Source organism: Actinoplanes aureus, from assembly GCF_015704865.1.
GTDB lineage: Bacteria > Actinomycetota > Actinomycetes > Mycobacteriales > Micromonosporaceae > Actinoplanes > Actinoplanes aureus.
The window spans coordinates 1-13,587 of the sequence record NZ_JADQTO010000011.1 but is presented as its reverse complement, the minus strand read 5'-3'; the positions used below and the strand labels follow the sequence as shown (position 1 = coordinate 13,587).

Genomic DNA, 13,587 nt, shown 5'->3' with positions numbered 1-13,587 from the left:
GGGAGCCGTCAGGGCCGCGCCACGTACACGAGATTGAACGGTGTCTCGGCGACCCGCTGGAAGGTCCGGAACCCGGCCTCCCGAACCACGGCACCGGTCGGTGCCTCGCCGGCCTGGTTGCCCAGCGCGTTCGCGGCGCCCTCCGAGATGGCGTGCGGCACGCACAGGTACGTGGAGAACGAGTAGTAGACCCGGCCGACCGGATTCAGGTTCTCCCCCGGCGAATCACCGGCGAACGGCTCGACGATGAGCCAGTACCCGTCCCCGGCCAGGGCGTTCCGGATGTGCCGGGCCGCGCCGACCGGGTCACCCATGTCGTGCAGGCAGTCGAAGGTGGCGACCAGGCCGTACCCGGTGCCGGGGAAGTCCTGGGCGCGGGCCACCTCGAACGTGCACTGCCCGGCCGCCTTGCGGGCCAGCGCGATCGAGCCGTCGTGCGGGTCGAAGCCGGTGTACGCCGAAGCCGGGAAGGCGTCGGCCATGATCCGGGTCGACGCACCGAGACCGCAGCCCACGTCGGCGACCGCGATGCCGGCGGTCAGCCGCTCGCCGAGCCCGTCGACCGCGGGAATCCAGGAACCGACCAGGTTGGCCACGTAGCCGGGACGGAAGAACCGCTCGCACCCGGTGTAGACCTCCGGATGATGGTCACCCCAGGCCACTCCGTTTCCGGTACGGAACGCGTCGAGGATCTTCGGCGTGTCGGCGAGTCCCGCCACGGCGAGCTGGAACGCTCCCGGCAGCGCGGGACCGTCCGGGTCGGCGAAGGCGTACGCCTGCTCGGCGGTCATCGAGTACCTTCCCGTCACGTCGTCGTACGAGATGTACCCGCCGGCCGCCTGACCGGGCAGCCACTCCCGGACGTAGCGTTCCGCCGTCCCCGTGTAGCTCGCGAGGTCCGCCGCGGTGAACGGCCCGGCCTCAGCGAGAGCCCGGTACAGGCCGAGCTTGTCGCCGATGACCACGTTGCCGGCCGAGACCGTCGCGCCGAGATCGGCGACGAAGCGGCCCAGCAGTTCGTCGAGTTGGTTCTGCTGTAGTTCAGTCATGCCGACCACGGTGTCCGGCGAGCCTTGGCGGCGCCTTGGCACAACCTTGGCGTGCCGGTCAGTCCGGCAGCAGCTCGATCCAGCCGCGGATGTCCTCGGCGGTCTCGGTACCGACCATGGTGGGATGGTCGATCTCGATGTGGGTGAGGACCAGGGCGATGACGGCGTCGTCGGACTCGGCCCGGGCCGTGAAACCGCATTCGCATCGAACCTGACGGGTCATGGTTCCGCCCTCCGTCGGTAACGTTCGGAAACGTGTCGAGCCGTGTGCAACTGTGCGGGCCGTTCGCCGTGGAGCTCGGCGGCCGGCGGGCCGACCAGGCGTTCCCCGGCCGGCAGGGACGGCTGCTGTTCGCGTACCTGGTGGTCGCGGAACCGCAGCCGGTCCACCGGGACACCCTGGTCGAAGCGCTGTGGGGCGACAAGCCGCCCGCGTCGGCGGGTGCCGCGCTGAGCGTCGTCATCTCGAAGGTACGCACGGCGGTCGGGCCGCACATCCTTCAGGGCCGGGCCGGCCTGTCGTTGCGGCTGCCCGAGCCGGCGTACGTCGACGTCCGCACCGCCCTGGCGTCGGTCCACGCGGCCGAGTCGTCGATCGCCCAGCACGACTGGCGGCGGGCCTGGACGGTGTCGCTGGCCGCGCAGTTCGTCGGCCGCCGGCGGTTCATGCCGGAGACCGACGCGCCCTGGGCCGAATCCTGGCGGCGTCGCCTCGCCGACGCGCGGGCCCGGGCGCTCGAATGCTACGGAACGGCCTGCCTGGAGCTGGGCGGACCCGAGCTGCCGGGCGCCGAGCGGGCCGCCCGGGAACTGCTGGAGATCACCCCGCTGCGGGAGACCGGCCACCTGCTGCTCATGCGCGCGCTGGCGGCCCGGGGCAACGTGGCCGAGGCGCTCGCGGCCTACCAGCATGTGCGCGCTCTGCTGCGTGACGAGCTGGGCGTCAGCCCGTGTCCGGCCCTGCAGGACGCATACGCCGCCCTGCTCGCCTGACCGCGCCACCTACTCGAGGCCGTCCCGTGGAATCGGCTCGCCGACCCGGAAGTCCCGGAAGGTGACCTCGAGCCCGGCGCGCTGCGGCGAGCAGCACATGACCCCGACGTCGACCGTCTCCGGCAGGTCCAGATGGCCGAGCCGGACCAGCTGCCACGATCCGTCCGGGTCGCCGCGATGCACGCAGACCGCCGAGCCGAAACGGGTCAGCCGGAGTGCCAGCTCGCCGCGGTAGCCGGGCACCGGCACCACGGACAGGTCGGAGTGGTCCCGGGTGAGAACCGTGCTGAGCTGCACCGCGCCGGACGTGACCTCGAGCCCGGTCTTCAGCCAGGTCCGCTCGCCGGCCCGCAGCATCAGCCCGGCCTGATCGAACAGCGCCGAGTGTCCCGCCGACACCACCACCTCGGCCGTGAAGTCGCCGGTCACCGGCCGGTGGTAGAAATGCCCGTTGTCGGTGACGTAACCGTAGAACGTCCTCCGCCAGAAGTCGGTCTTCAGGCCGGTGACGGCCCGGATCACGCCGTCCTGGTCTGACCATTGCGGCGGCTCGTTGAGCCAGGACATCACTGCGGACATCGGGCCAGTCTAGGGCGGTGATCTTGCTCGGCCCAACCTCAATGCTGTCTCAACGGCCGCCAGACAGCACCCACGTTGGGCCGCACAAGACCCTGACCGCGAAGGCTCTTTAGGGTCCGCGATCTGGCGATTGGCCGTTCACGTGCGGCGGTGACCGCGATGGGATGGTCACCATGTTGGTTCGACACCTGTGGCAGCTGTACGAGCCGTTGCACGCGGTCACCTACTTCGCGCCTGAGGCGCGGGGCGCGTACGAGAGCGCCGGCCTGCGCGGTTACTGGCGGGGATACTTCGCTGGGCGGGCTGCTCCGCTAGGGGCAGCGGCGGCCGGACCCGTCACCGCGTTGTTCTTCTCCTTCGCGCCCGCCATGGTCGCGCGCGCCGTACCCGACATCTGGCAGCGAGCGACCCCGGAACAGGCTCTCGCCGCGCGCCTGGAAGGCGCGGAGGCTGCGCTGCGGGCGGTCCTGCCCGACGAGCCGGCGCGGTGGGCGCGGGCCGCCGACCTCCTCGAGGCCGCGGCACAGGCGGCCGCGACCGACGGCCGTGCCCTCGGCGCGGCCAACGCCGCCCTGCCACGCCCGTCCGGCGTGCTCGCCCGGCTGTGGCAGGCCGCCACCGTGCTGCGCGAGCACCGGGGTGACGGGCACATCGCCGCGCTGGTCGGCGCCGAGCTGACCGGCTGCCAGGCTTTGGTGCTGCGCGACGCCGTACACGGTGGCCGGGAGCAGACGCAGCCCAACCGGGGCTGGACCGACAGCGAGTGGGATGCCGCGGCCCGCGCCTTAGTGCAGCGCGGCTGGCTCGACGACGAGGGCCGGCCCACCACGACCGGAACGGCCGCACTGCGAGACGTCGAAACCCACACCGACCGGCTCGCCGCGCAGCCGTGGAGCGCACTGCGCTCCGAGGAGCAGACCGATCTGGTACGCACACTCGCGCCGCTGACCCGCGCCGCGGAAGCAGTGGTCCCCTACCCGAACCCGATGGGTCTGCCCCGCGCCGGCTGACGGACGGGTGGCTCATGGGGTGACGAGGCCGGCCCGGTACGCCACGATCACCAGCTGGACCCGGTCGCGGGCCGCGAGTTTGGTCATCAGCCGGCCGACGTAGCTCTTCACCGTCGGCATCGTAATGTGCATCCGCTCGGCGATCTCGCTGTTGGTGGCCCCCTGACCGATCAACGTCAGCACCTCACGCTCGCGGTCGGTGATGCCGCCCAGCTCGGGCCGGGCCTCCGCCGCCGGTGACGGATGCTTGACCACCATCTCGATGAGGCGCCGGGTCACGCTCGGGGCGATCAGCGCGTCCCCGGTAGCCACCACCCGGATCGCGGTGACGATCTCCTCGAGCGCCATGTCCTTGACCAGGAAGCCGGACGCACCGGCGCGCAGCGCGCCGTACACATACTCGTCGTCGTCGAAGGTGGTGAGCACGACGACGCGGGGCGCCCCGGCCTCGGCGGTGATCTGCCGGGTGGCCTCGATGCCGTCCAGGCCGGGCATGCGGATGTCCATCAGCACCACGTCGGGCTTCAGCTCACCGCACAGCCGCACGGCCTCCGCGCCGGTCTCCGCCTCCCCGGCCACCTCGATGTCCGCCGCGTCGGTGAGGACCATCTGGAGGGCGCTGCGGATCAGCGCGTGGTCGTCGGCGAGCAGAACGCGCACCGTCACGTCGCGACCGGCAGCCGCGCTGCCACCCCGAACCCGCCGCCGGGCCGGGCGCCGGCGATGAACGTGCCGTTGGCCAGGGCGACCCGCTCGCGGAGGCCGACCAGCCCGAACCCGCCGCCGGCCGCCGGGTCGCCGCCGTGGCCGTCGTCCACCACCTCGATGGTCAGCTCGGCCGGACGGTACTCCACGGAGACCTGGCAGGTCGCGGCACCGGCGTGCCGCAGCACGTTGGTGAGCGACTCCTGGATGATCCGGTACGCCGAGAGCTCCACGTCGGCGGCCAGAGCCCGCCGCTCGCCCTGAACGGTGAGGCCGACGGCGACACCGGCGGCCGTCGCGGCGCCGACCAGCTGGTCGACGTCGGCCAGGCCGGGCGCGGGACGCAGCTCCTGAGTGCGCAGGCCACCGAGCAGGCGGCGCAGCCCGGACAGGGTGTCGCGGCTGGTCGTCTCGATGGCACGCATCGCCTCGCGGGCCCGGTCCGGCTGAGTGTCCATGACCCGGGCCGCCGCCCCGGCCTGCAACGCGATCACGCCGACGCTGTGCGCCACGTGGTCGTGCAGCTCCCGGGAGATCCGCAGCCGCTCGGCCACCACGGCCTGCTCGGCGGCCTGTGCGCTGAGCCGCCGTGCGTACTCCCGGGCCTGGCGGATCGAGAAGCCGAGCATGCCGGCGACCACGGCGGGCAACAGCCCGAACGCCACCCAGACGGTCCCGTGCAGCTGGAGGCCGGCGTCGCCGGTCGGGTCGGGCTGCTGGAAAACGGCCCGCAGCACCGCGCTGACCGGCATCGCGGCGAGCACCGGCAGCAGCGCGGCACCCCACGCCCACGGTGGCCGGTTGACGACGACGCGGGCGAGCACCACGTCGGCGGCGACCAGGAAGAGGCTCAGCGCCTGATCGGGGGAGCCGGCGAGGCCATCGGTGCCGACGGCGAGGACGAGCACGACGGCGGAGACGACCATCAGGTACAGCGCGGCCAGTGGGCGGCGCCGCACCTGGGTGCTCGCGCCGAGCCCGGCCATGACCACCACCGCGGCGAGCGCCCAGCACCAGGCCGGGCGCGGTGACAACCCGGTCGGCATGCCGGGCACACCGGAATAGCCACGCATCGCGGCGAACGCCGCGATCGACCAGATCAGCGCCGTCCAGGCTCCCGGTGGCAGGGCTCTGCGGAACATGCGGCGAGCCTATCGGCGGGGTCCGACAAGAACATCGGACCACGGGCGTACGACCACGGTCGGCACCCGTGACGGCCCCCGGTCCGATGACGGGCCGGGGTGGCGAGCGGAACAGTGATCGCCATGATTGAAGTCGACCAGCTGGTCAAACGCTACGGGTCCACCACCGCGGTGGCGGGACTCTCGTTCACCGCCCGGCCGGGCCGCGTCACCGGCTTCCTCGGCCCGAACGGCGCCGGCAAGACGACCACCCTGCGGGTCCTGCTCGGCCTGGACGCGCCGACCAGCGGCAGCGCGACGATCGACGGCGTGCCGTTCCGTTCGCACCGGCGCGGGCTGCGGCACGCCGGCGCGCTGCTCGACGCCCAGCAGGCGCATCCCGGTCTGACCGCGGCGGTCCACCTGGCCGCGCTGGCCCGTGCCAACGGCCTGCCCGGACGGCGCGTCGACGAGGTGCTCGGCGAGGTCGGCCTCACCGAGGTGGCGGGGCGGCGCGTCGGGACGTACTCCCTGGGTATGCGTCAGCGGCTCGGGGTCGCGACCGCGCTGCTGGGTGATCCCCCGGTGCTCGTCTTCGACGAGCCGGTGAACGGGATGGACCCCGAAGGGGTCCGGTGGGCGCGCGGGTTGTTCCGGCGGCTCGCCGCCGAGGGGCGCACGGTGTTCCTGTCCAGCCATCTGATCGGCGAGATGGCGGCCACCGCCGACGACGTCGTCGTGGTCGGCCGGGGCCGGCTGCTCGCCGAAGGGCCGATCGGCGATCTGGCCGGCGCGGCCGGCTCGCTGGAGGACGCGTTCCTGGAGCTCACCTCGGCGAGCGTCGACTACCGGGCCGGGGGTGCGTGATGCGGGATCTGATCGCGGCCGAATGGCTCAAGACCCGCTCGTTGCGCTCCACCCGGTGGACCGTCGCGGTGACGGTGCTGCTGGTCGTCGGTTCGGCGGCGGTGGCGGCGTACACCAAGTCGCCGGCCGACGAACCCACCTTGAATGACGGGTTTCCGCTGGCCGGCGTCCTGACACTGATCATCGTGGCGACCAGCTTCGGCGCGTCGACGATGATCGGTGAGTACAGCAGCGGCCTGATCCGGGCCACCGCGGTGGCCGTGCCGGCCCGGGCGGAGCTGGTGCTGGCCAAGGCGGCCGTGGTCGCCACCCTCTGGACGGTGATGGGCGCGGTCATGGCGGCGGGTTCGTTCACGGTGGCCGGCCTCGTCCTGGGCGACCTGACTCTCGACCGACCGGGTACCGGGACGGCGCTGCTCGCCGCGACGCTGATCGGGCCGGCCTGCGCCCTGGTCGGCCTGGGCCTGGCAGTGCTGGTACGGCACGGCGGCGCGGTGTACGTGTCCGGCATCCTGCTGCTGGTCCTCGCCCCGCAGCTGTTCACCACCCACCAGGACCTGCCGCGGACGATCAACCACGCGATGCTCGTCCCGGCCTGGCAACGGCTCACCCAGTCGTACGGGTCACCGGCGGCGGTGGGCGACATCTACACGACGGTCACGCAGGCCTGGCTCGCGTACGCGCTGTGGCCCTCGCTCCTGTTGATCGCCGCCCTGCTGGTGCACCGCCGCCGCGACGTTTAGCCGGCGTTCGCCCGCCGCCGTCGGCGGCGGGCGAACGGTCAGCGGGTCAGGACGACGTGCAGGTGATGTCCGCCGGAGTGCTGGCGGCACCCGAGCCGATCAGCCCGAACGTAGTGCTCGCCCCGGCCGCCAAGGCCCCGTTGTGTGCCACGTTCCGCACCGTCACGGCCGGCGTGGCGGTCACCCCGTTCCACACCGAACCGACGGTGGTTCCGCTGGGATAGGTCCAGTTCACCGACCACCCGGTCGAGGCGCTGGTGCCGGTGTTCTTCACCGTGACCTCGGCCTGGAAGCCACCCGACCAGGAGGTGACCGTCTTGTAGGCGGCCGAGCAACCCTGGTCACCGCCACCACCACCCGCGGCGGTGGTGACGCTGCGCCCGGCGGACGCCGCGGAGACGTTCCCGGCGGCATCACGGGCACGCACGCTGAAGGTGTACGCCGTGTTCGCCGTCAACCCGGTCACGTCATAGGTGGTGCCGGAGACCGTGGCCACCACGGTCGCGCCGCGCAACACGTCGTACGAGGTCACCCCGACGTTGTCGGTCGACGCCGCCCAGGTGAGCCGGACCCCGCTCGACGTCACGTTGCTCGCCGTGGGCTGACCCGGCACCGACGGCGCGGTGGTGTCGCCCTCTCCCCCGCCGTCGCCGTAGCGCTGACCGAGACTGATGCCGGTGGTGCTGCCCGCACCGCCCAGCGGCGTCTGGTGGTCGAGGCTGACGAACTTGCCGCCGTGCTGCCACAGCGCCGGCTTGAGCAGCGCGTACTTCTGCTCGTCCCAGGTCTTCCAGTCGTCGAGCAGCAGACCGCCGGTGTCGCCGGAGTTCGGGTTGAGCACCCAGAACGTCTGGTGCAGCCGGTGCTCGGCGATCAGGTCGCGCAGCGCGGTCATCCACTTGTCCTGCCGGGCGTCCTGTCCCAGCCGGCCACCCCACTCGCCGATCAGCAGCGGCGCGGTCCCGTTCTCGTGGATGTAGAACCAGTTCGGCCGCCACACGTCGTTGGTCAGCGTGGTCTTGTCGAACGGCTTGTCGAACCACGGCTGGTTGAACACCAGGGGCCCGTAGTCGTGCGGCGAGTAGACCAGCTGGTCCTGGTTGGCACCCAGGTTGATCGGGTGGTCCTTGACCCCGCGCAGGTTGCCGCCCCACCAGTTGTAGTAGTAGTTCGGCGACCGGTCCGGGTCGGTGTTCGGCGAGCTCCAGGTCTCACCCTCGCGCGGGTAGACCTCCTGGCCCTCGACCAGCACCAGAACGTTCGGGTTGATGGCGAGGATCCGCTTCGCCGCCGTCTCCGCGGTGTACTTCCAGTTGTCGACGTCGGTCGAGTTGTCCCACTTGGCACGCTGGGTGTCGTTCGGCGTACCGTGCGGCTCGTTCTTGATGTCCATCGCCACGATCGTGTCGTTGGCCTTGTAGCGGTTCGTCACCCACTCCCAGCCCTGGTAGAACAGCTCGGGAGTGATCGAGCCCTTGTACCAGACCGGATAGACGTGACCGGAGTTGTCGGCCTCGGCGCTGTGCACGTCCAGCATCACCTTGATGCCGTACTGCTTGCAGAGCTCCAGCCAGAAGTCGAAGATCTGCAGGCTGTTCTTGCCGGCGAGCTCCGGGTTGGCGTACGTGTTCACGTTGACCGTGCCGAACGTCCCCGCCTTCCACTCCAGCAGCAGCTGGGTGGAGATCGGCACGCGGACGATGTTGATGCCGCGGTCGGCCATCGATTTGGTGATCTCGGTGACGTTGCCGGACCACAGGCCGTGGAAGACCCGCTCGGAGGCGTTGAAGCCGAACCAGTTGGTGCCCGTCAGGCGCACCAAACCACGCTGTCCGCTGACCTATAGCTAAGCAGATGCTTACACCTGAGGTACATCTGGGCATGCGGCCAGACCCGTCGCCTCCGAGGACCGTTTGGGCAGAACGCACCATCGGTAAAGCATCCTAGGAACCTGGCTTGATTCCTAATGCCACCCAAGCTTCGGCCACCAGAGCGGTTTGCCCTACGCGTGCCAACTCGGCGGCTGGCAGGCAATACCCATGGGCCGACTACTACGAGCCCGCACGGCCAGAATCGCGACGAGTCGGCCACCAGATCTCGACCGTCAACCGACGGAACAGGTGCCCGCTCGGGATGATTGCTGGCCGCCCAAGCGCCTCCCTGGGCACGAAATGCGCCCTACTACCTGATCATTCAGCAGCCGAGGCTGAGCCTGACACCTGGACCCGCAGCATCCCGGCCCCAACGACTGAACTGGCATTCAGCCACCTCCTCCCCGACGACGCCGCCCGGCCTGCCATGGCAGCAGACGACCGCGAAGGCCAGAGAGAAGTCATTCTCATGCCGAGATGAGTGCGTCGGCAGCAGCCAGGACCAGCCGAAGAGGAGCTGCACGGTGCGATGATGAACCGCGTGAGTGACACGTTCATGAACGTGACCAGGCCGTCCCAAGGAGGGCCGTATGCGTGTCCCTGCTGCGGGTTTGTCACGCTGAGCCAGCGGGGCTACTACGAAATTTGCCCGGTTTGCTTCTGGGAAGATGACGGACAGGATGATCATGACGCTGAGGAGATTCGCGGCGGGCCGAACCGCTCGCTGAGCCTAACTCAAGCGCGTCGGAACTTCGCATGCTATGGCGCCTCAGATGAGCGGAGATTAGCCCTCGTCCGTGCGCCCTTGGATGGTGAGCAACCGCTTCGGGAGCAACAGTAGGGACAAATGCCATTGTCGGGCGGCCTAAACTGCCGATGAGCGGTCATGATCGTGGTCACAGCGACGCCGGTCGCGTCCGACATAGAGTTGCTCGGGTGGAATCTCGTCATATCGACCGTGACGGTGTCCGCTTGCACGCTCTGTGGCGTCCGGGGACTGGCACGCCGCTGGTGGCCGCCCCGGGCGTCATGACCGACGCAAAGGGATGGCGCCGTGTCATGGTCGCCGTCAACCGACCCGAGCCGATCCTCATCCTCAACCGGCGTGGCCGGGTGCCCAGCGGACCACTCGGAGACAACTACGGCGTCGAGACCGAGGTGCTCGATCTGCTGGCATGGCTCGAATGGCTCGACGAGCCGATGCGGTTATTCGGCTGGAGTTACGGCGCACTCGTCGCCATCGAGGCGGCAACACGGACGGCGGCGGTGCGGCACGTGATCGCGTACGAGCCGGTGTTGCGTCCGTTCGGGGCCGATGCTGTGCCGGCGTTGCGTGCGGCTATCACCGCCGGAGACCTGGACCGGGCCGTCGAGGTGGTCAACATTGACGTCTCCAGGTATTCGCCGGAGCACGTCGCGGCGTTGCGGGCCAGTCCCGCCTGGGCGCCGTTGCGACTGTGGGCGGCGCCGGTGGCGGAGGAGCTCGCGGCGCTCAACGCCTTCGACCCCGAGCCTGAGCGGTGGGCGGCACTCGACGTGCCGGTCGACCTCGTCGTCGGCGAGTACAGCCGGGACGGCGAGCCCTACGGCACCGCCTTCACCGCCGTCGAGCGGATGCTGCCGGGCGCGGCCGTGCACGTCCTGTCCGGGCAGGGCCACCTCGCTCACGTCGAGGGACCGGAAATGCTAGGGCACCTGGTCAGCTGCATAGTCGCCGACCGTGCGGCGGTTCTGGGCCGATAGGACTGACCGATGCCAACCTCGCGGCAGGCACCAGTGGCTCGAATGACTGGACCAGGGCGCTTGATCGGCTGCGCACATCTGCCGCCGTCCGTGCTCGTTGGCCAGCAGGGCCGTCACCCTTCGTATCCCTACGCGCTCGCTGGCGTACGCTCCTGCCGATGAGCAACTTGGCGGCTGTCAGCTCGAACCCGGGTATGCCGCTGAATGCGCTCGGTTCGGTAGAGCCGACTGGACCGCTTACCTGGCCGCCGGACCTACCGGCGGACACCAGCGTCCCGGCCGCGCCGTCGTTCATGCGCGACCACTATGGGCGGCCAAGGCACGCCGCAGGACATCAACACCCGGCCGGAGCAGTCCGACATCGGCGATGAACGCACCGTTGCGGACCCGGGGAAGGCCATAGTGCACGTCGGCTCGCTGGACCCGGCTCATCTCGACCGGGGTGACCCGGAGAACGGTTCGCAGTCCTTGCCGCCGTACCTCAACGGACGCGACGTCGGGCCAGGCCAGCAGGATGGGGTCGCTGCCCGCGGCACAGAGCTCCAACCCTCCGTCGGAAATCCGTACCCAGTTATGGAACGGTGAGCGAGGCAAGAGCGCCATACCACCGGCGGCCAACGCGCTGTAGATGGCCCCCTGCAGCAGCAGGACCCACCATGGATCGCGTTCCGCGCCCAAGGCCAGCCCTACCAGCGGCTGAATTACCAGGTAGACCAGCCAGAAGATCCCGGACAGCCGGACAATGCTCAGCACCCACGAAACCCGGAACAGCGCCGCGCCGCTGGCGGGTGCCGCTACCGCCATGGGCGTGGGTCTCCTCGTCATGACGTGGGCGTACCCGATCACCCTCCGATTAAGACATAGAGACCCGCTCGGTCCGGTAAGGGACAGCGCCGTCAACCGCCTGGATTGGCGCGCATGTCTGCCGCTGAGCATGCGTGCTGGCGGCTGAGCTGCCATCACGCTTCGTACGGGCCGCGCCATGGGGGCGTGCGCGACTTTGCCGAGATGAGGGTCCTTCTGGATGCACCTTCCGAACTTTGTCACCCGAATCATTCATGAGGTTTCACGCGGTTGATAGCCCGCTCCCACTCGCCGATGAGGGAGTCTTCAAGCCCGGAATCCATTCGTCCGGATTCAACCATGCCGACGAATTCGCTGGCGTACTCGAACTGGAAGGACGCGTGGTACTCATCCGAGAGTCGACAGATCTCGCCGATCAGCTCCTTGACCTCTTCTAAGTGGGCCCTGTCCACCTGCGGGTCGATGTCATCACCCCATGGCGGCAGGGCTGTGTAAAGCCGCAGCCCAAATCCGACCCAGCGTGCGCCAGACTCATCCGACTGATCGACAAAGCTGGGCGGATCGATTACCCAGTCACGCTGGTCAGCAAGCCGCTGAGCTGACACACGCATCGCGCTGACGATCGATGCGGCGGGGTCTCCTTCTAGCGCGACAACAAGCTGGTCGACGGGATGATCTTCTCGCACAGAATGCCTCCGGTAAGCCGACAACTCGGGCCGCACAGGCTGGCGGACGCTTGACAAAACGGCAATCCACCTCCGTGCACCAGACCACCCCAGTCGGCGTATCGCATGATCCTACGGACGTGAGCGGGGCCCGCCTGGTCCGTGTCTCGAGGTGCACTGATCTGCCGCTGTCCGCGCCGGTGGACTATCCGGCGGAGGCACGCCACCAGGCAGTCAGTCGCTCTGCCACCTCGCTGGTCTCAGCCTGGTCGATCGACATGCCGAAGTGCTCGGCGAGCTCGGCGTCCAGGAACTGCTGTATGACACCAGGATCCCCGTCCGTAGCCAGGAGGTGCAGCAGAGGCGGGATCATGCAGTCGTACTCATCGGTGTTGGTCTCGGGGTCGAAGGCACCTATGAAGTCCCACTCGTTTAGCAGCCGACGAAGCTGGTGCCACCGGTCGTCCACCCAGCCATGATTGCAGCCGCCCCGCACAAGTGCGCGCGATCCCGGAGGCGCCAGCAGGGCGTCCGGATGTCTGCCGCGGCCCGTGCGCGCTGGTCCGCCAACGAGCACGTCACGCGCCGTAACCAGGGGTCGCTGGCGCTCGACATCCGACTTTGCCGATGTGCGGACGTTCTGCACGCACCGATCAACGCGGCGAATCCGCCCGCCCAAGAGTCGAGACCGAACCCGAGTCAGTAACCAGGTTCGTGGCCCGCGGCCAGCCGTGCCGCCGCTTCGGCCGGAGTGTCGTCGTAGCCGGGCCTGGCGATGAGCACGGACTGGAAGAAGTGACCCTGCGTCTCATCCGGGTCGTCATCCGCAGCGAAAGGCCGCCACAGCGCAAGATACAACTCTCGCGCGGTGAACCCGTCATCCTCCTCGTTCGCGTCCACCTCCACATGACGACGCAGCTGCTCTACGACCTCCAGCGCAGGCACACCGAACACGTCGACGTCGCGATACCGCACCACGTCACGTTCGTGTGGACGCCATACCTCGATCGCGTTAACCCTGTTAAGCGTCACGCCGACCCCGAAACCCACACTGAACCCCAAGCCGCTGGCGAGATGCACGGCGAGCTCGCCATAGGCCGTAGGCTGCAGCGGGCCGATGCTCTCGAGCACCGCCCGTACCTCGTCTGGCGCCATCCCAAGCCGTAACGGACCGACGCCAAAGGGCGGATCGAGCAGGAACTCCATCCGGTGATGATCGCAAACATCATCCGAGGGGTGCGGATCGGACTGCTCACCCCGGCGGGTACGGATCTAGCCGCGAGTCGCTCGCTACGCAACGTCACGGCGACCATCCCGGCCAGCGCACGCCCCGCCGAAAGTAGTGCGTCGGTCAGGCCAGGAGAGTCAATGCCGTCCTTGCCAACGCCCTGACCTCATCCCATTCCGTTCTCCTGGCCAAGGCCTCGACTTGCCACA

Annotated in this window: 16 protein-coding genes; 6 read left to right on the top strand and 10 right to left on the bottom strand. The window is 69.5% G+C overall.

Annotated elements, in window-relative coordinates:
• Window positions 1–8 precede the first annotated feature (8 nt).
• Together I4J89_RS23035 and I4J89_RS23030 are read right to left on the bottom strand one after the other, a co-directional pair.
• The gene (locus I4J89_RS23035; protein ID WP_196416120.1) at window positions 9–1,049 is read right to left on the bottom strand and encodes a class I SAM-dependent methyltransferase; all 1,041 of its coding nucleotides are present in this window, start codon (window positions 1,047–1,049) and stop codon (window positions 9–11) included.
• A 58-nt stretch (window positions 1,050–1,107) separates the two neighbouring features.
• Entirely contained in the window at window positions 1,108–1,272 is a 165-nt protein-coding gene (locus tag I4J89_RS23030) for a DUF1059 domain-containing protein (RefSeq protein ID WP_196416119.1), read from the bottom strand.
• 32 nt (window positions 1,273–1,304) lie between these two features.
• Between I4J89_RS23030 and I4J89_RS23025 the strand changes: the two genes are divergently transcribed.
• Window positions 1,305–2,042 carry an AfsR/SARP family transcriptional regulator gene (locus I4J89_RS23025; protein ID WP_196416118.1) on the top strand — a complete coding sequence of 246 codons (738 nt, stop codon included), beginning with the start codon at window positions 1,305–1,307 and terminating at the stop codon, window positions 2,040–2,042.
• 9 nt (window positions 2,043–2,051) lie between these two features.
• On the opposite strand, the gene I4J89_RS23020 is transcribed toward I4J89_RS23025, so the two are convergent.
• On the bottom strand, window positions 2,052–2,621 hold the full coding sequence (locus tag I4J89_RS23020) for a DUF1349 domain-containing protein (RefSeq protein WP_196416117.1): 570 nt from the start codon (window positions 2,619–2,621) through the stop codon (window positions 2,052–2,054).
• Window positions 2,622–2,794: 173 nt separating this feature from the next.
• On the opposite strand from I4J89_RS23020, the gene I4J89_RS23015 reads away from it, so the two are divergent.
• A complete protein-coding gene (locus I4J89_RS23015; protein WP_230859449.1) occupies window positions 2,795–3,631 on the top strand; it encodes an SCO6745 family protein in 837 nt (278 codons plus the stop codon).
• Window positions 3,632–3,643: 12 nt separating this feature from the next.
• Here the strand turns inward: I4J89_RS23015 and I4J89_RS23010 are convergent, their stop codons facing one another.
• Together I4J89_RS23010 and I4J89_RS23005 are read right to left on the bottom strand one after the other, a co-directional pair.
• The gene (locus I4J89_RS23010) at window positions 3,644–4,297 is read right to left on the bottom strand and encodes a response regulator transcription factor (protein ID WP_196416115.1); all 654 of its coding nucleotides are present in this window, start codon (window positions 4,295–4,297) and stop codon (window positions 3,644–3,646) included.
• Window positions 4,294–5,478, bottom strand: coding sequence for a sensor histidine kinase (locus I4J89_RS23005; RefSeq protein WP_196416114.1), 1,185 nt, complete (start codon window positions 5,476–5,478; stop codon window positions 4,294–4,296). The genes I4J89_RS23010 and I4J89_RS23005 overlap by 4 nt, the downstream gene beginning before the upstream one ends.
• A gap of 123 nt (window positions 5,479–5,601) precedes the next feature.
• Here I4J89_RS23005 and I4J89_RS23000 point away from each other — a divergent pair, with 123 nt between their 5' ends.
• Both I4J89_RS23000 and I4J89_RS22995 read left to right on the top strand, forming a co-directional pair.
• Entirely contained in the window at window positions 5,602–6,324 is a 723-nt protein-coding gene (locus I4J89_RS23000; RefSeq protein WP_196416113.1) for an ABC transporter ATP-binding protein, read from the top strand.
• Window positions 6,324–7,067: a hypothetical protein gene (locus tag I4J89_RS22995; protein WP_196416112.1), complete on the top strand. Its 744-nt coding sequence runs from the start codon at window positions 6,324–6,326 to the stop codon at window positions 7,065–7,067. The genes I4J89_RS23000 and I4J89_RS22995 overlap by 1 nt, the downstream gene beginning before the upstream one ends.
• Before the next feature lie 46 nt (window positions 7,068–7,113).
• Here the strand turns inward: I4J89_RS22995 and I4J89_RS22990 are convergent, their stop codons facing one another.
• Complete coding sequence (locus I4J89_RS22990; protein WP_309238434.1) at window positions 7,114–8,886, bottom strand: cellulase family glycosylhydrolase; 1,773 nt, start codon at window positions 8,884–8,886, stop codon at window positions 7,114–7,116.
• Window positions 8,887–9,467: 581 nt separating this feature from the next.
• Here I4J89_RS22990 and I4J89_RS22985 point away from each other — a divergent pair.
• Together I4J89_RS22985 and I4J89_RS22980 are read left to right on the top strand one after the other, a co-directional pair.
• Window positions 9,468–9,779 carry a CPCC family cysteine-rich protein gene (locus I4J89_RS22985; RefSeq protein ID WP_309238433.1) on the top strand — a complete coding sequence of 104 codons (312 nt, stop codon included), beginning with the start codon at window positions 9,468–9,470 and terminating at the stop codon, window positions 9,777–9,779.
• A 218-nt stretch (window positions 9,780–9,997) separates the two neighbouring features.
• Window positions 9,998–10,681, top strand: a complete 684-nt coding sequence (locus I4J89_RS22980; protein WP_230859448.1) for an alpha/beta fold hydrolase — start codon at window positions 9,998–10,000, stop codon at window positions 10,679–10,681.
• Between the two features lie 291 nt (window positions 10,682–10,972).
• Here I4J89_RS22980 and I4J89_RS22975 read toward each other — a convergent pair whose 3' ends face one another.
• The 4 genes from I4J89_RS22975 to I4J89_RS22960 form a co-directional block, all read right to left on the bottom strand.
• Window positions 10,973–11,485, bottom strand: coding sequence for a hypothetical protein (locus I4J89_RS22975; RefSeq protein WP_196416109.1), 513 nt, complete (start codon window positions 11,483–11,485; stop codon window positions 10,973–10,975).
• 248 nt (window positions 11,486–11,733) lie between these two features.
• A complete protein-coding gene (locus I4J89_RS22970) occupies window positions 11,734–12,171 on the bottom strand; it encodes a hypothetical protein (RefSeq protein WP_196416108.1) in 438 nt (145 codons plus the stop codon).
• A 184-nt stretch (window positions 12,172–12,355) separates the two neighbouring features.
• Window positions 12,356–12,619 (bottom strand): hypothetical protein, encoded by a 264-nt coding sequence (locus tag I4J89_RS22965; protein WP_196416107.1) that lies wholly within the window; start codon window positions 12,617–12,619, stop codon window positions 12,356–12,358.
• A 230-nt stretch (window positions 12,620–12,849) separates the two neighbouring features.
• The gene (locus I4J89_RS22960) at window positions 12,850–13,356 is read right to left on the bottom strand and encodes a hypothetical protein (RefSeq protein WP_196416106.1); all 507 of its coding nucleotides are present in this window, start codon (window positions 13,354–13,356) and stop codon (window positions 12,850–12,852) included.
• Window positions 13,357–13,587 lie beyond the last annotated feature (231 nt).